Here is a 16,766-nt window from a genome sequence, read left to right on the forward strand (position 1 = left end):
AGGTCGGCGACACCGAGCGCAAGGCCTTCTCGGACGCCGTCAACGCCCTGGCCGAGCCGCTCTCCAAGCTCGCCGCCGCGACCGTCGTCAACTGAAGTCCGAGAGTCCGAGAGCCCGAGGGGCAGTCATGACCGAGCAGCAGGAGACGGCCGCGGCCGTCGCGACGACCACCGAGGCGGACGCCCCCGCCGGCGTCAGCCGCCGAGCCGTGATCGGCTGGGCCGGTGCCGGGGTGGCGCTCGGCGCCGCCGCGGTCGGCACCGTGGCCGCGGCCACCCGGGACTCGTCGGAGCAGGCCGAGGCCGCGCTCAAGGCCGTCCCCGAGGTCCCGTTCTACGGGGAGCACCAGGCCGGCATCGCCACCCCGGTCCAGGACCGGCTGCACTTCGCGGCCTTCGACGTCTCCACCACCAGCCGCGACGCGCTGGTGCGGGTGCTGAAGGAGTGGACCAAGGCGGCCGCCGTGATGACCGGCGGCCGCGAGGTCGGCACCGGCGCCACCGGTCTGGCGGAGGCTCCGCCGGACGACACCGGCGAGGCGCTCGGCCTGCCGCCGTCCCGGCTGACCCTCACCATCGGCTTCGGCCCGACCCTGTTCGAGAAGGACGGGGTGGACCGCTTCGGCCTCAAGGCCAAGCGGCCCGAGGGCCTGATCGACCTGCCCAAGTTCCCCGGCGACGCGCTGGACCCGGCCCGCAGCGGCGGCGACATCTGCGTGCAGGCCTGCGCCGACGACCCGCAGGTCGCGGTGCACGCGATCCGCAACCTGGCCCGGATCGGCATGGGCGTGGTCAACGTCCGCTGGTCCCAGCTCGGCTTCGGCAAGACCTCCTCCACCACCCCGGACGCGCAGACCCCGCGCAACCTGATGGGCTTCAAGGACGGCACCCGCAACATCGCGGGCACCGACGACAAGACCCTCGCCGAGCACGTCTGGTCCGCGCCCGGCGACGGCCCGGAGTGGATGACCGGCGGCTCCTACCTGGTGGCCCGTCGGATCCGGATGCACATCGAGACCTGGGACCGCACCCCGCTCAAGGAGCAGGAGGACATCTTCGGGCGGACCAAGCGCGAGGGCGCCCCGTTCGGGAAGTCCAAGGAGCACGACGCGCCCGACCTCGCGGCCATGCCCAAGGACTCGCACGTGCGCCTGGCCCACCCGGAGAGCAACGGCGGGGCCCAGCTGCTGCGCCGCGGCTTCTCCTTCACCGACGGCACCGACGGCCTCGGCCGCCTGGAGGCGGGCCTGTTCTTCCTGGCCTACCAGCGCGACACCCGCAAGGGCTTCGTCACCGTCCAGCGCCGGCTGGCCGCCAACGACGCGCTCAACGAGTACATCCAGCACGTCGGTTCGGCGCACTTCGCCTGCCCGCCCGGCGTCCGCAAGCCCGGCGAGTGGTGGGGCCAGTCGCTCCTCGGCTGACCCCCTGACCACCCGTCACCAGCATTGAAACGGAGGACACGCGCGTGTTCGGCAACTACCTGATCGGCCTGCGCGAGGGTCTGGAAGCCAGCCTGGTGGTCTGCATCCTGATCGCCTACCTGGTCAAGACCGAGCGCCGCCAGGCGCTCACTCCGGTCTGGACCGGGGTGGGCGTCGCGGTGGGCCTGAGCATGGCCTTCGGCGCCCTGCTCACCTACGGCTCCTCGCAGCTGACCTTCGAGGCCGCCGAGGCGCTCGGCGGCACGCTGTCGATCATCGCCGTCGGCCTGGTCACCTGGATGGTGTTCTGGATGCGCCGGACGGCCCGTCACCTCAAGACGGAGCTGCACGGCAAGCTGGACGCCGCCGTCGCGATGGGCACCGGCGCGCTGGTGCTCACCGCCTTCCTGGCGGTCGGCCGGGAGGGCCTGGAGACGGCCCTGTTCATCTGGGCCGCCGTCGAGGCGACCAGCGACGGCATCCGTCCGTTGGTCGGCGCCGCGCTCGGCCTGCTCACCGCCGTGGTGCTCGGCTGGCTGTTCTACCGGGGCGCCCTGAAGATCAACCTGGCCAGGTTCTTCACCTGGACCGGCGGGATGCTGATCGTCGTCGCGGCCGGCGTGCTCGCCTACGGCGTGCACGACCTCCAGGAGGCCGGCTGGCTGCCCGGTCTGCACACCCTCGCCTTCGACATCTCCTCGGTCATCCCCAAGGACAGCTGGTACGGGACCCTGCTCAAGGGCGTGTTCAACTTCCAGCCCGACCCGACGGTGCTCCAGGTCGCCGTCTGGCTGCTCTACCTGGCGCCGACGGTCGTGCTGTTCACCCGTCAGCAGAACACGCCGGTCAAGCCGGCCCCGGCGCCCGCCGCCTGATTCACCCCTCCGCGTCACCCCGACCCGCCGCGCCACCGTGCGCGGCGGGTCGTCGCGTCCCAGACTGGTCGGCGGAGGTCCTTCCCATGTCCGACTGGCGTTCCCGCGCGGCCCGAGCCGGTCTGCGGCCCTTCTCCCGCACTGACGGCCGGTCGGCCGAGCGGGCACCGGAGCATTCGATGGACCCCCGCTCCGAACGCGGCCGGGAGGAGCCCCGGGTCTCCCTGGAGCGCTCCGTGGTGGACGCCGCCGTCTACCGGGACGGCCGCCGGATCGCCGGCGCCGACACCCTGCCCGAGGTCTACCGCCAGGTGCCCGGGGAGCCGGGCACCATGGCCTGGATCGGCCTCTACCGCCCGGCCGAGGCCCAGGTCCTGGAGGCCGCCGAACGCTTCGGCCTGCACGACCTGGCGGTCGAGGACGCCATCGTCGCCCACCAGCGCCCCAAGCTGGAGCGGTACGGCGACACCCTCTTCGTGGTGCTGCGGGCCGCCCGCTACCTGGACGAGACCGAGCAGGTCGACTTCGGCGAGATCCACCTCTTCGTCGGCCCGCAGTTCGTCCTGACGGTGCGCCACTCGCAGGCGCCGGACCTCTCGGTGGTGCGCCGCCGCCTGGAGGCCGACCCGGAGCTGCTGGCGCTCGGCCCCGAGGCGGTGCTCTACGCCGTGCTCGACGCGGTGGTGGACGGCTACGCCCCGGTGATCGCCGGCCTCCAGCACGACATCGACGAGATCGAGACCGAGGTGTTCGGCGGCGACCCGGGCGTCTCCCGCCGGATCTACGAACTCTCCCGCGAGGTGATCGAGTTCCAGCGCTCGACCCGGCCGCTGCTGGACATCATGGGCAGCCTGGAGGCCGGCTTCGGCAAGTACGGCACCGACGAGGAGCTCCAGCGCTACCTGCGCGACGTGGCCGACCACGCCACCACCGCCGCCGAACGGGTCGACAACTTCCGCCAGTTGCTCCAGAACGTCCTGGTCCTGAACGCCACCCTGGTCTCCCAGGCCCAGAACGAGGAGATGAAGCAGCTCGCCGAGGCCGGCCACGCCCAGAACAACGAGATCAAGAAGATCTCCTCCTGGGCCGCCATCCTGTTCGCCCCGACCCTGATCGGCACCGTCTACGGGATGAACTTCTCCCACATGCCCGAACTGGAGTGGGTCTACGGCTACCCCTTCGCCATCGCCCTGATGGCCCTGGTCTGCACCGGCCTCTACCTGGTCTTCAAGCGCCGGGACTGGCTCTGAGCCGGTCCGCCCGGGCTGAGAGGATGGCGGGGTGGAGAACGCCGCCGACCTGCCGAACCGTTCCGGAGTGCCCGAGCACGGACGGGTGCCCAAGTACTACGCCGTCAAGGCCGAGTTGGAGGCCCTGCTCGACCGGCTGGGGGAGGGCGGGGCGCTGCCCACCGAGCGGGAGCTGGCGGCGCGGTACGAGGTGTCCCGGGAGACGCTGCGGCAGGCGCTGCGGGACCTGCTGATCCAGGGGCGGGTGCGGCGCCGGGGGCGGCAGACGGTGGCGGCCGGGCCGAAGCTGGAGCAGCCGCTGTCGCTGGCCAGCTACACCGAGGGCGTGCGGCGCCAGGGGAGGGTGCCGGGCCGCACCCTGATCGGACTCGAACGACTCGGCGCCGAGCGGCAGTTGGCGCAGCAGCTGGGGCTGGCGGAAGGGGCGCCGGTCTGGCACCTGGAGCGCGTGCTGCTGGCCGACGGGGAGCGGGTCGGCCTGGAGAGCACCTATCTCTCGGTGGCCCGGCTGCCCTCGCTGGAGGAGGAGTTCGACCCGTCCTCCTCGCTCTACGCCTTCCTCACCGAGAAGCTCGGCATCGGCTTCGGCGGCGCCCAGGAGCGGATCGAGACCGTCCTGGCCACCCCGCGCGAGGCCCTGCTGATCGGCACCCCGCCCGCGCTGCCCATGCTCCTGCTGCACCGCCTCACCCAGGACACCGAGGGCGTCCCGCTGGAGCGCGTCCGCTCCCTCTACCGCGGCGACCGCTTCAGCTTCACCACCCAGCTGGGGCCCGTCGCCTGACGGTCCGAAGGGCAGCGCGTGCGGGCCCGTACGGTCACGAGAAGGTAACGGGTCTGGACCGAAGTTCGGGCGGTGTTCATGCGTGGTACGGCGATTGGGGGAGACCGCGCCACCGGCCGGCCGGACATTGGTCGGCGCCCCGCCCCGCTCCCGACGCTTCCCCAGGAGAACGCCGTGACCGCAGGACTCCCCCGCCGCAGCGTGCTGTTCGGCGCCGCCGGCACCGCTGCCGCCGCCCTCACCGCCGGCCCGCTCGCCCGGACCGCGCTCGCCGCCACCGCCCTCACCCCCAAGGTGCTGGTCATCGGCCTGGACGGCACCATGCTCAACCGGATCAAGGACGCCGACGCCCCGAACCTGGACGCCCTGATGGCGGGCGGCATGACCTCCGCGAGCAGCCTCTACGCCAACCCGATGGCCGAGACCTCCTCCGGCCCCGGCTGGTCGACCATCGCCACCGGCGTCTGGCCGGACAAGCACAACGTGGTCAACAACAACTTCACCGCGCCCAACTTCGCGGCCTACCCGGACTGGCTGACCCGCGCCGAGAACGCCCGCCCGGGCCTCTCCACCTACGTGGTGGCCTCCTGGGCCTCGATCCCCAACACCATCTACTCCTCCAAGGTCGACACCCGGATCGCCACCCCGAGCGCCGAGTACGACACCGGCACCACCTCCCGCGCGGTCGCCCAGCTGAGGGACGCCAACCCGGACGCGGTCTTCGTCCAGCTCGACAACGTGGACCACGCCGGCCACGCCAGCGGCTCCGCCAGCCAGGCCTACCTGGACGCCATCAAGGGCGTGGACGCCCAGGTCGGCCAGATCGTCGCCGCCGTCCGGGCCCGCGCCACCTACGCCCAGGAGAACTGGCTGATCATGGTCACCGCCGACCACGGCCACACCCCGACCGGCGGCCACGGCGGCTCCACCTGGGAGGAGCGGCAGACCTTCGTCATCGCCAACGGCGGTGGCCTGGCAGCCGGTTCGGTCCGCTACGACGTGCGGATGGTGGACATCGCCCCCACCGCCCTGGCCCACCTCGGCATCGCCATCGACCCGGCCTGGGGCCTGGACGGCGCCCCGATCGCCAGCCTCACCCCCGACGCCTTCGACTCGCTGCGCCCCCAGCTCACCGGCCGGGTGGACGAGACCGGCATCGCGGCCGGCGTGCTCGGCTTCACCCACACCCCGCCGAGCGGCTGGGCGGTGGACAACTCGGCGATGGGCACCGGCGGCGTCACCGAGTGGCGCGGCTGGTCCTTCACCACCGACGAGTTCTGGACCAAGACCCAGCGCGACCAGTACCGCGAGCTCAACGTCCGCTCCCGCAACGTCTTCGCGGTCGCCGACTCCGACGAGTGGGCCGACAAGTCCTTCTCCGGCAACTACGACACCACCCTGGTCAGCCCGGCCTACCCGGTCTCCGGCCTGACCACCGTCAAGGTCGAGTACACCTGCTACTACCAGCAGGAGGGCTCCCAGGCCGCCAAGGTGCTGGCCTCCTGGAGCGGCGGCACCCCCGTCCAGATCGCCTCCTACAGCGCCCTGGTGAACGGCCGTCAGACCCTGACCCTGACCGTCCCCGCCGGCGCCACCGACCTGCGCCTGCGCTTCCGCTACACCGGCAGCAACAACTGGTACTGGGTCCTGGACAACGTCCGGGTCTACGGCGCCTGATCCGTCAGGCGGTGGCCTCCCGGCCCAGGCTCCGACGGAACGTCAGGGCCGGGAGGCCACCGCTGAGCGTCGTCTCCCCGGTGACGCTGAACCCCGTGCGGGCCAGCACGGCCCGGGAGGCGGCGTTGCCGACCGTGGTGCCGGCCCGCAGGGCGGTCAGGCCGTAGTCCCGGGCGGCGAGTTCGCAGAGCGCGCGCACGCCGGCGGTGGCCAGCCCGCGGCCGGCCGCCCCCTCCGCGACGCGGTACCCGAGCTCCGCCTCGCCGTCGGCCACGTCCACCAGGTTGAACCGGCCCAGCACCGCGCCGGTGGCCTCCTCCAGCAGCACGTGGAAGTAGCAGACCCTGGCCGCCTGTTCGGCCAGCAGTGCGCGGTGGCGTTCGCCGAAGGCGGCGAAGTACTCGTCCCCGCGGTCGGGGACGGAGGCGGCGAAGTACGCCCGGTTCGCCCGCTCGAAGGCGAGGACCGCGGACGCGTGGTCGGGACGGAGCAGCTGGAGCCGGATCTCGGACATACCGAGGACGCTACGCCGGCACTCCGCCCGTCGCCTCCCCGTTTCCTGGGTGAACGTCCCTAGTCCGGTCGGGAGTTCACCCAGGCCTCGGTAGGAGCGCGTCAGTGGGAGACGGCGGCTGCCGGGTCGAAGTGGTCGTTGGTCTTGCAGCCGAGGTTGTCGTAGGTGTTGACCCGGGTCTCGGGGTCGGTCCAGAGGAGGCGGAACTTGCAGGCGCCCTTGATGTGCTCCCCGGTGATGCCGCCGGGGAAGTCGATCTCCTTGTTCCAGAGGTAGGGCGACTGGTAGCCGTTGACGGCGGCGGTGGCGTTCACGTCGATGCCGCCCGGGGCCTCGATCTCGTAGACCCAGCCGGTCTTGGCGGCGCCGTAGGTGGCGAACCGCTGGGCCACCCACTTCTCGCAACTGGTGCTCAGGTGCGCGGTGTTCTGGCCGCCGCCCTTGACGATGTACTCGTCCAGCGGGGCGAGGTAGTCGCCGCGCGGGGTGAAGCCGTCCTCGAAGATCTGCTCCACGGTCTCCCGGGTGTCGCCGCGCCAGAGGGTGTTGGTGTCCTCGCGCCACTGCCAGTTCTCCGCCACGGAGGCGTGCAGGACGTCCGGGACGAGGGTGGAGGAGGTCGAGGTCGTGGTGCGCCACCAGTCGGAGAGGTGGACGGGCCCGACGGGGCCGCACGGGCCGGTGTCGGGGCCGGCGGCCTCCGCCGGGGTGGTGACGGCCAGCGAGGCGAGGGCGAGGGAGGTGGCGGCGGCGAGGCGCAGAGCGGCCTTGAGCATGGTGAGAGCCCATCAGGTGATCAACGGGGGACGGGCCCTTTCTACAGCGCCGGATGATCACCGGGGCTGCCGAAACGGTCCGCCCTCACCCCTGTGGGCTACCCGGCGACGGAAGGCCGATCAGTGTGACAAGTCCGTTGTCCCACAAGGCGATCGGATAATCACGGACGTTCGTTCGGCCACGTGCGAGGATGGCCGGATGTGGTCACGAGTGCCGTTCGGGGATGAGCTGCGCGCCGAACTCGGCTCGCCGAAGCGCGCCCGCCGCCTGGTCAGCAGCCCGCGTTCGCGCGTCTGGAGGGTCGAGCTGGACGGGCGCCCGGCGGTGGTGAAGCAGGCGGTGGAGGGGGCCGACGCCGAGGAGCGCTACACCCGCGAGCTGGCAGGGCTGCGGATCGCCGCCCGTGCCTCCGCCCCGGTGGTGCCGGCCGTCCTGGGCGCCGACCCCGCCGCCCGGGTGCTCGTCCTGGAGCACCTGGACCACCAACGACCGTCCCGGGACTGGATCGTGGCCTACGCCGAGGCCCTCGCCCGGATGCACGCGACCGCCGGCCCGCAGGATGCTGACGCACTGCCCCGCTGGCAGGGCCCCTCCCGGGCCGACGTCGACTCCTTCCTCGCCCTGGCCGCCACCCTCGGCGTCCCCGCCCCGGCCGGCCTGGCCACCACCCTCGGCGAGCTCGTCGACCGGCTGGGCCACGCCCCCGGCCACGCCCTGCTCCACGGCGACCCCTGCCCCGGCAACGACCTGCACGCCCCCGACGGGGTCCGCTTCATCGACTTCGAACAGGCCTCCCTCGGCAGCGGACTGGTCGAACTCGCATACCTGCGCATCGGGTTCCCCACCTGCTGGTGCGTCACCTCCGCCCCCGACCCGCTGCTCTCCCGCGCGGAGAGCGCCTACCGCACCGCCTGGCACACCGCGACCGGCGTCCCCCTCGCCGACACCGACCTCACCGACGCCTGCACCGGCTGGCTCCTCCGCGGCGACGCCCTCGTCCCCCGCGCCGAACGCGGCACCACGGACCACCTCGCCCGCCTCCCCGCCCACGACTGGACCTGGGGCACCACCACCGCCCGCCGCCGCCTCACCCACCGCCTCGGGGTGGTCCACCAGTTGGCCTCGACCCGCCCCGACCTGACCACCCTGGCCACTCTCTGCGCCGACCTCCGCAGCGCCCTCCTGACCCGCTGGCCCACCCTCCCCCCGGTCCCGGCCGAACGCCCGTAGCCCGAAGCACGGGCGGGGCCCGCCGAACCCGAAGGACGGCCCGAGACGGACGCGTCCACCGCACGGGAGGCTCACGCATGAGCGCTGGTGGCGGACTACGGGTGCCCGCCGAGGAGGTCGGAGCCCGGGCGGGCCGGGGAGACCGTCACCGGGATGCCGTCGGTCAGGTGGGTGAGGGCCTGTCGTAGCTCGGGGGAGTCCACTCCGGCCGGTTCGACGCCGACCTTGATGCCGGAGGCGTCGTACTCCATCGAGGCCTCCTGGACGGTGAAGGGGAGTGCCCCGGCCTGGGAGCGGTCCATGATCCGGTCCATGACGGCGTCGATCTGCTTCCGCGAGTAGGGGCATTTGACGACGCGGACCAGGGTGGTGTCGATCTCCGGCTGGGCGACCTTCGCGGCGGTGATCAGTGCGCTCGCCCGCCGTTCGTCCGTGGAGTAGAGGGTCACGGTGTTGCCGGGCCCGTTCAGGACGAGGCTGCCGAACACATCGGTGAACGGTCCGCCCCGTCCCTGGTCGCCGAGCGCGGCGGCGACGTCCTGTAAGGCGGCACTGGGGGTCGTGACGACGGTGGGCGAGGGCGAGGGCGAGGGCGAGGCGGGCGGGGAGGGCGGGGCAGCCGGCTGCGAGGTCGCGGCGTCCGGTGCGGCGGAGGTGGAGGTGCAGGCGGTGAGCAGGGCCGCGGCGAGCAGCAGGACGGAGGCGTGGCGCAGGCGCATGACTGTGGTCTCCCGGGTCCGGGGCGGGCCGTTCTGACGGGGTGTCGGGTGGCACGCCGTTCGGATGCTTCCCACTCCTCCCCGTTCCGCACCGTGCGGCACGTCCCCCGCTCCAGGGCCGATAGGCTCGTCCGCCGGGGGAGCGATCAAGGGGTGGGGTTTGGCTGAGGTGCGGCACGCGTTGTTGATCGGCGTGGGGGAGACCCCCGCCGCGGAGCGGGAGTTCGGGTCGCTCGCGGAGCCGGTCGCCGCCGACCTGGCCGCGATGCGTACGGCGCTGGAGGAGTCCGGGTACCTCGTCGAGACCGTCACCGGGCGGGATGCCGGGCGCTCGGGCATCGCCACCGCGATCGAGGAGGCTGCCTCCGCCGTCCCCGAGGGCGGCACCTTCCTGCTGTACTTCTCCGGCCACGGCGTCCGCCACGGCCGCACCGACTACCTCGTTCCGGCCGACGCCCGTGCCCCGGTGGAGGGGCCGTGGCGCCGCTCGCACCTGGAGTCGCTGCTCCCGGCCGACGTCAGCGACTACCTGACGGACTGCCGGGCGGGCCTGGTGCTCTGGCTGATGGACGCCTGCCGCGACTCGCTGAACGGGGCGGACGAGGGGTTCGGCACCGCCGTCACCCGGGGCCAGCCCGTCGGCCGCTACGCCGTCGTGGTCGGCTGTTCCCCGGGCCAGCGCAGCGGTTACTCGGAGGAGGGGAGCTTCTTCACCCGCGGCCTCGCCGAGGCGCTCGGTCCGCTCTCCGCTCCGAGGACGGTCCAGGAGGTGTTCGAGGCGGCCCGGGCCAGGACGGTCCGTTCGGCGGCGATGGCGGGGCACCGGCAGGACGCCTGGATCCGCTACGGCGCCGATCAGGAGGAGGCGGCCAGGGGGACGGAGATCTGCGGCGGACGGCAGCTGCTGAAGGAGTGGGAGGCGGCGGTCACGGCACCCGCCCTCTGGGAGGTGGTGGCGCCTGGTCAGGAGGAGGTCGTCGGCCGGCTGCGGCAGGCCCTGGTGGAGCTGGTGCGGGACTGCGCGCGGTCGGTGCACCGTGCGCGGTCCCGGCTTCCGGACCCGTGGGCCGACGAGGACTTCCCGCTGCGGCTGCTGCGGGTCCTGCCGCAGCTGTTGCCGCGGGGTCGGGGCAGCTGCCTGCCGGTCGAGGTCGCCGTACTCGCCGCCGCGCCCTTCCTGCACGAGCAGGCGCGAGCCGACCGCTGGTTGCAGCTGGCCGAGATCGAGCCGCTGAGCGCCGAACGCCGCCCGGGCGGCGGACAGTTGAGACGTCACCTGGAGCAGGTGCACGACCACTACCGCCACCTGGCCCGGCGGCTGGAACGCTGCCAGGAGGGCAATCGCCCCGGGGACGCCGAGGCCTTGGCGCTCTGGCTGGCCCACCGGTGGGTCAACGAGCGGTTCGAGACGGACGCGGTCGCCGTACCGGCGCAGGCGGCCGGGGAGTTCGCGGAGCTGGTCGGCGGATCGCGATCGGTCGAACTCACCGCGGCACTAAGGGAGTTGGCGGGCCAGATCGGGCTCGACCTGCCCGCCGAGTCGGAGGCGGGGCGGGAGGAGGTCCGGATCCGCCCGTTCGGCCTGGCCGCGCAGTCGTTGCGGATCCGTCCGTTGGCCGCCCTGCTCCGGTTGGCGGCCGCCCTGGCCGCCGACGCGCGGGCGCTGCCTTCGGTGGTCGCCGACCACCTGGCGGTCTCCGACCCGGTGACGCCCGACCTCCTGCTGCGGGTGGTCCGGGAGGCGGAGTGGGAACGCGACGCCCAGGGGCTTCTCCACCTGTACCTGGTGAGTCCGCACCAGGCCGTGCACGCCGCGATGGCCGAGGTCGTCGAGCGGGCCGACCGCATCGCGGAGGGCATCGGCCGGGGGCGCGAACGGCTGCCGGCCCGGGAGGCGGACCTGCTGGCGGCCGTTCCGCAGCGCGTGACCGACAACCATCTGGAGGCGGGCTCCCGGGACGGGCGGGCCCGGTACGAGGTCCCGTTGTTGCGCTTCCAGTTGGCGCAGTCGGAGGTGCGGGAGCTGTTGATGGGTCGGCAGCTGTACGGGGAGCCGGAGTTGGCGATCCGTGAGCTCTACCAGAACGCGATGGACGCCTGCCGCTACCGCGCGATGCGCTGGCGGTACCTGCGCGCCAAGGGGCCGGTGCCGGTGCCGTGGACGGGGCGGATCTCCTTCACGCAGGGGGTGGACGCGGCTGGGCGGCGGTACGTGGAGTGCCGGGACAACGGTGTGGGGATGGGCCGGGAGCAGCTGAAGTCGACGTTCACGCGGGCGGGGCGGCGGTTCGAGCAGTCGCGGTCGTTCCGGCGGGAGCAGGCGGCCTGGCTGCGGCACGACCCGGAGCTGCGCCTCTACCCCAACTCGCGTTTCGGGATCGGGGTGTTGAGCTACTTCATGCTGGCCGAGGAGATGACCGTTGTCACCCGCGAGGTCTTCCCGGACGGCGTGGTGGCCCCGCACGCGCTGCGGGTGGAGATCCCCAGCAGCGGCAGTCTCTTCCGGATCCAGCAGCAGACCGACCCCACGGAGGACGACCTCCCGGAGGGCGGCACCCGGGTCCGGCTCTACCTGCGCCAGGACGCGGACCTGGCCGAGCTGTCCTGCGTGACGACGCTGGACCGCCACGTGGCGGTCAGCGAGTTCGCGATGGAGGCGAGGGACGGGCACCTGGCGGAGGAGTGGGTGGCGGACGTCCTGCGCCCGGGCCCGTGGAACGCCGACGGGGACGCCCAGCCGGCGGTGGACAGGACGCTCTGGTGGGTGCGGGGGAGCGGGGCCGTGCTCTGCGACGGGATCGTCTCCGACCGGCGGCCGACCGGGTACGTGCTGAACCTGACCGGGCCGCGGGCCGGGCGGCTGAGCGTGGACCGCAAGACGCTGCAGGAGTACGACCGGGAGTGGGAGACGGTCACGTGCCTGGCGGGGCTCGACGCGCTGATCGCCTGGCCCCGGATCAGCATGGAGTGGTTCTGGCACCTGGAGCTCCGTGAACTCCCGCTGGCCCGGGCTCTCTGGCCGAGGCTGAAGGACCGGGGCCTGGCCGTGCCGGTGGCCGTGGAGCGGGAGGAGGAGGGCCGCTACGTCCGTTTGGGCGAGGCCGGCTGGTGCCATCTCGACCGAGACCCCTATGCCGCGGACCTGCACAGACTCTCCAGCTCCGTGTCCTCCGCGCTCATCGACTGGCGCACGGCTGCCCGGTGGGCGGCCCGGACCTTGGAGGGGCAGGTGCCGCCGCGCCTCCTCACGGGCTACCCCGTCGCCGCACCCGGGGACTTCGCCAGGGCCGAGGTCCTGGCCGACGGTTGGAAGGCGGTCCTGCGGGAGGCATCCGACCGGGGTCTGAGCCTGGGCGACTTCCAGCGCGAGGGACGCGCTCTGCGGATCTGCCACCCGGAGCTGGCCGCTCCACGCCTGGTACCGGAGTTGGCGCGGTTCGCCCTGTCCGACGGTGACCTGCCCCTGATCGACGCGCTCGACTGGGCGCTGCCGGCACAGCAGACGGACAGTCGCTTCTACACACGCATGTGGCTCTCCGAGCTGGACGGCCTGCTCTGGGCGTCCATGCTGCTCCGTCGACCGCTGGGTGAGTTGGTCGACCGCCTGCACCGGCTCGCGCCGCTGCACGGCCTGGAGCTTCCCACCGTCCCGGACCACCACCGGGACCACGTGACCACGGCGGCGGAGATCGACGTGCTGTACGTCGGCACCGGTCGGGTCACGACGTACTGGGACGTGTTGGAAGTGGCTCCGGACGGTGACGTGGAGACCGTTCTGGACACCCTGGAGGCATACGGCTGGCTCGGGTGGACGTGCCCGGACCGGTCGGCGGTCACGGCCTGGTCGGTACTCCCCGCCGAAGTGCGCTCGGCGCTCACGAAACTGACGGTCCGCCGGGAGGACGGCTGGCAGTTGCTGCCCCTGGCGGAGGTGGCCCTGGCGCACGAGCTGGAGATCACCGTGCGGCGGGCGGCCGAGCTCGTCGCCGAGCTGGCGGGGGAGTTGGGCCTGGCCCGTGCTCCGGGGCCCGGGCGAGGGGAGTCGCTGGACGAGCTGATTCCCTCCCGGGTCACGGCCGCGATGTGTTCCGATCGGGAGCAGAGGGAGACCGGGCTCGGGGCGATGGTGCGGGCAAGCCTGTTCGCACACCCCGACGAGGTCCTCGAGGCGGTGGAGGAGCTGAGCCGGCTGGGTGTCCCGCTGCCGCCCGGGAGCGAGCTGATCCGGGAGTGGCGGGAGCTGCGCCTCCAAGCCAAGGTCGTGCTGGCGAACGGCAGCTCCGAGGGTGAGGACAGCATCAGTCCGGCCGAGCGCATGACCGAAGCGGGCCTGTTCGCCGCTGCGCGGCGTCTGGGCGAGCCGCTGGAGGAGGTCTGGGCGCTGGCCCGGACGATGGCGGACCGGTTCGGGCTCCCCTGCCCGGAGCTTCCACCGGGCCTCGCCGGCTTCCGGCCCGGCCCGCAGCACAGCAGGGCGCTGCTGGAGGGCGGCGAGTCCGATCCGCTCGCCCTGCGGGCGGGTCGCCCCGCCGACCCGCCGAAGTGGAAGCAGCTGACCGGCGAGCTGCTGGCCGAGTTCGCCGGGCTGGAGGGCAGACGCGACCCCGGGGACGCGTACCGGGAGTTGGCGAGGGTCCGCGATTTCGGCGCGCTGGTACCGGAGCTGACGTCCGAGCAGATCGCCGCGTTGCACTCCGCCTCGTGCGACGCACCCACCCGCGCAGCGCTGAAGGACGACTACCGGGTCAGCGATTCCGGCACTCCGCTGGTGCCGTTGGACCTGGTGAGCATCGCCGGCCGGCTCGGCGAGTCGGTCGCCGAGGTGTGGCGGCGGATCGAGCCCTACCTCGCGCTCGGCCCGGCGCCGCAGGTGCCGGAGCGGCCCGACGTGCTGCCGCTCTGGCAGGACTTCGCGATCCTCTCCGTGTACCTGGACGGGCTGCTCCCGGCCGTCACGGGGCGGGTGAGCCGCGAGGACGTGGCGTTCGTGGCGGGGGAGATCGGCGAGGGCGAGGAGTGGGTCTGGGACCGGCTGGAGCTCTACCGGGGAATGTTCGGGCTGGACTTGGGAGAACGGAAGCAGGATGGCTGAGCACAGGTTCGAGGAGCCGTACGTGGAGCAGCGGCTGCCCGACGCACCGCAGGCGGACTACACGCGCACGGAGGACGGCAAGGGCGTCCGGGTGGTGGGCCCGTGCCCTCGGTGCCAGGGGCGGACGGAGACCAACTGGGCCCACGGGCTGGCGGGCACCGGGACGAAGGCGATCTTCCGGCGGAACCGGGCGGTGCCCGCCGAGCCCCTGCCCGAGGTGCACTACTGCGAGTGCGGCTATCCCCATCCGGGGATGGCGCCGAACGCCCCGTTCACCGGCTGCGGCGCGAGCTGGCAGATCGGGGTGGCGCCGTGAGCGAGCAGGCGGACCGCCGATGGGAGGCGCTGGCACGGGAGTTGGAGTTCACCCAGCTGCCGGAGCTGCGCAAGCAGGCCGAGGGCTGGCGCAACGGGCTGTCGGGCCTGGCCGCCCTGGTGGCCGTGCTGACGGTCCTCAAGGGGAGGGACGGGCTGGCCGAACTCCCGGACGGGCTGCGCAACCTGGCGGGCATCGCGGTCGCCACCGCCTTCGTGCTGCTGGTCTCCGGGACGCTGCTCGCCGTCCGGGCCGCGCACGGCAGCCCGGGGGAGACCATCCTGCGCAACGGCCCACGGCTGCGGGCCTGGACGGACCGGGAGATCGGACGGGTCACCAAGGGTCTGCGCAGGGCGACCTGGTGCTGCGTCGGCGGTCTGGTGGCCGTCACGGCGGCCGTGGCGGTGGCCTGGTTCGGGGCGCCGCCCGCGCCCGCGCACCCGGTGCGGGTCGGTGAGGTGTGCGGCGATCTGGTCTCGGCCGGGCCGGACGGGATCGTGCTCAAGGTGAACGGCGAGGAGAAGCGGCTGGCCCCCGGGACCGTGACGGCCGTGGGGAAGTGCGCCCAGCAGTGAGGCGCGGGTAGCCGGTACCGCTCGTGGGCGGGGCGGACCGGTCCGGCAGGGCAGGTCGGTCAGCTGGCGAGCGCCTCGTCCAGGGCGTGGAGTGCGAGCTCGAACCCGTGGTCGGAGGTGGCGGCGAAGCCGATCAGCAGGCCGCCGGGGCGGCCCGGGGCGGCGGCCGGGTCGTGGTGGAGCTCCGTCAACCCGCGCAGGGCGATGCCGAGTTCGGCGCAGCGGGCCAGCAGGGCGGCCTCCTCGCGGTCGGTGGTGGCCAGGGTGTGCAGTCCGGCGGGAACCCCGTGCGGGGTGAAGTCCGGGTGGCGGTCCAGGAGCCGGTGCAGCAGGAGGCGGCGCCGGCGGTAGCGGAGCCGGGCGGCGCGGACGTGCCGGTCGTAGGCGTGGGTGTCGATCAGCTCGGCCAGCACGAGCTGGCCGAGGGTCTCGGTGTAGAGGTCGGCCCGCTCCTTGGCCTCGACCACGGGGCGCACCAGGTGCGGGGGCAGGGCGAGCCAGCCCAGGCGCAGGGCGGGGCCGAGGGTCTTGGAGGCGCTGCCGCAGTAGGCCGTGCGGTCGGGGGCCAGCGCCTGGAAGGCGCCGACCGGGCGGCGGTCGTGGCGGAACTCGCCGTCGTAGTCGTCCTCGATCACCAGGCCGTCCGTGCGGCGGGCCCAACTCGCCAGCGCCCGGCGGCGGTCGGGGTGCAGCGGCACACCGGTCGGGTACTGGTGCGAGGGGGTGAGCAGGACCGCCGATGCCGTCAGGGTCTCCACCCGGGCGCCGTCGCCGTCCACCGGGACGGGCAGCACCCGCAGCCCCGCGCGGGCCACCACCTCGCGGTAGGTGCGGTGGCCCGGGTCCTCGGCCGCCAGCTCGGTGGCTCCGGAGGCCCGCAGGACCTCGGCCAGCAGGCCGATCGACTGGTAGAACCCCGAGGTGATCACCACCTGCCCGGGCGTCGTCAACACACCCCTGGTGCGCCCTAGTTGGGCGGCGAGCGCGGCGCGCAGCTCGTACCGGCCCTGCGGGTCGCCGGGGCCGAAGTCCTCGGGGCGGGCCCTGGCCAGCACCCGCCGGGTGGCGGCCAGCCAGGCCCGGGCGGGGAAGGCGCTGCCGTCGGGCGTGCCGGGCCTCAGGTCATGGAGGACGGGTGGGGCCGGGCGGGCGGTGGTCGCGAACGCGGAAGCGGTGGGCGGGAGTTCGGCGACGGTGGTGGCCGCACCGGGCCGGGTGAGCAGCAGGCCCTCGGCCACCAGCTGGTCGTAGGCGGCGGTGACGGTGCCGCGGGCCAGGCCGAGTTCGCGGGACAGCGCCCGGGTGGAGGGCAGGGCCGAGCCGGGGCCGAGGCGGCCCTCGCGGACGGCGGCCCGCAGGGCGTCCTCCAGCCCGGCCTGCCGCCGGCCCGGACCGAGGGCGCCGACGTCCAGGTGCAGATCGAGCGCGCGGGGCGCGTGGTTCGCCGACGTACTGGACCAGTCCTCCGCCATGGAACTGGACCTTACCCCTGGTCCGGACACTGCTTAGCGTGAGGTGCGTCCCCCTCGTGAAC

General features: G+C 73.5%; 13 protein-coding genes. 9 read left to right on the forward strand and 4 right to left on the reverse strand.

Annotation, left to right across the window (positions count from 1 at the left end):
* The first annotated feature begins 127 nt into the window (after positions 1 to 127).
* From efeB to ACWCYY_RS37970, 5 genes are all read left to right on the forward strand, one after another.
* Complete coding sequence (gene efeB, locus ACWCYY_RS37950) at positions 128 to 1,423, forward strand: iron uptake transporter deferrochelatase/peroxidase subunit (protein WP_345288747.1); 1,296 nt, start codon at positions 128 to 130, stop codon at positions 1,421 to 1,423.
* 44 nt (positions 1,424 to 1,467) lie between these two features.
* Positions 1,468 to 2,298 (forward strand): iron uptake transporter permease EfeU, encoded by an 831-nt coding sequence (gene efeU, locus ACWCYY_RS37955; RefSeq protein WP_345288746.1) that lies wholly within the window; start codon positions 1,468 to 1,470, stop codon positions 2,296 to 2,298.
* Between the two features lie 86 nt (positions 2,299 to 2,384).
* Positions 2,385 to 3,548, forward strand: a complete 1,164-nt coding sequence (locus ACWCYY_RS37960; RefSeq protein WP_345288744.1) for a magnesium and cobalt transport protein CorA — start codon at positions 2,385 to 2,387, stop codon at positions 3,546 to 3,548.
* A gap of 31 nt (positions 3,549 to 3,579) precedes the next feature.
* A complete protein-coding gene (locus ACWCYY_RS37965; RefSeq protein WP_449798641.1) occupies positions 3,580 to 4,332 on the forward strand; it encodes a GntR family transcriptional regulator in 753 nt (250 codons plus the stop codon).
* Between the two features lie 174 nt (positions 4,333 to 4,506).
* Positions 4,507 to 6,009: an alkaline phosphatase family protein gene (locus ACWCYY_RS37970; RefSeq protein ID WP_449798642.1), complete on the forward strand. Its 1,503-nt coding sequence runs from the start codon at positions 4,507 to 4,509 to the stop codon at positions 6,007 to 6,009.
* A 4-nt stretch (positions 6,010 to 6,013) separates the two neighbouring features.
* Here ACWCYY_RS37970 and ACWCYY_RS37975 read toward each other — a convergent pair whose 3' ends face one another.
* Positions 6,014 to 6,523 carry a GNAT family N-acetyltransferase gene (locus ACWCYY_RS37975; protein WP_449798643.1) on the reverse strand — a complete coding sequence of 170 codons (510 nt, stop codon included), beginning with the start codon at positions 6,521 to 6,523 and terminating at the stop codon, positions 6,014 to 6,016.
* A 101-nt stretch (positions 6,524 to 6,624) separates the two neighbouring features.
* Positions 6,625 to 7,299, reverse strand: a complete 675-nt coding sequence (locus tag ACWCYY_RS37980; protein WP_345288740.1) for a scabin-related ADP-ribosyltransferase — start codon at positions 7,297 to 7,299, stop codon at positions 6,625 to 6,627.
* A gap of 199 nt (positions 7,300 to 7,498) precedes the next feature.
* Here ACWCYY_RS37980 and ACWCYY_RS37985 point away from each other — a divergent pair, with 199 nt between their 5' ends.
* The gene (locus tag ACWCYY_RS37985) at positions 7,499 to 8,530 is read left to right on the forward strand and encodes an aminoglycoside phosphotransferase family protein (RefSeq protein WP_449798644.1); all 1,032 of its coding nucleotides are present in this window, start codon (positions 7,499 to 7,501) and stop codon (positions 8,528 to 8,530) included.
* Between the two features lie 95 nt (positions 8,531 to 8,625).
* On the opposite strand, the gene ACWCYY_RS37990 is transcribed toward ACWCYY_RS37985, so the two are convergent.
* A complete protein-coding gene (locus ACWCYY_RS37990; protein ID WP_449798645.1) occupies positions 8,626 to 9,249 on the reverse strand; it encodes a hypothetical protein in 624 nt (207 codons plus the stop codon).
* A 169-nt stretch (positions 9,250 to 9,418) separates the two neighbouring features.
* On the opposite strand from ACWCYY_RS37990, the gene ACWCYY_RS37995 reads away from it, so the two are divergent.
* The 3 genes from ACWCYY_RS37995 to ACWCYY_RS38005 are packed head-to-tail and all read left to right on the forward strand — an operon-like array spanning position 9,419 to position 15,232.
* Positions 9,419 to 14,341, forward strand: coding sequence for an HD domain-containing protein (locus tag ACWCYY_RS37995; RefSeq protein ID WP_449798665.1), 4,923 nt, complete (start codon positions 9,419 to 9,421; stop codon positions 14,339 to 14,341).
* The gene (locus ACWCYY_RS38000) at positions 14,334 to 14,657 is read left to right on the forward strand and encodes a hypothetical protein (RefSeq protein WP_345281777.1); all 324 of its coding nucleotides are present in this window, start codon (positions 14,334 to 14,336) and stop codon (positions 14,655 to 14,657) included. The genes ACWCYY_RS37995 and ACWCYY_RS38000 overlap by 8 nt, the downstream gene beginning before the upstream one ends.
* Positions 14,654 to 15,232 (forward strand): hypothetical protein, encoded by a 579-nt coding sequence (locus ACWCYY_RS38005; protein ID WP_449798646.1) that lies wholly within the window; start codon positions 14,654 to 14,656, stop codon positions 15,230 to 15,232. The genes ACWCYY_RS38000 and ACWCYY_RS38005 overlap by 4 nt, the downstream gene beginning before the upstream one ends.
* A 59-nt stretch (positions 15,233 to 15,291) precedes the next feature.
* On the opposite strand, the gene pdxR is transcribed toward ACWCYY_RS38005, so the two are convergent.
* Positions 15,292 to 16,704: a MocR-like pyridoxine biosynthesis transcription factor PdxR gene (gene pdxR / locus ACWCYY_RS38010; protein WP_449798647.1), complete on the reverse strand. Its 1,413-nt coding sequence runs from the start codon at positions 16,702 to 16,704 to the stop codon at positions 15,292 to 15,294.
* Positions 16,705 to 16,766: the final 62 nt, after the last annotated feature.

The organism is Kitasatospora sp. NPDC001664, from assembly GCF_053596675.1.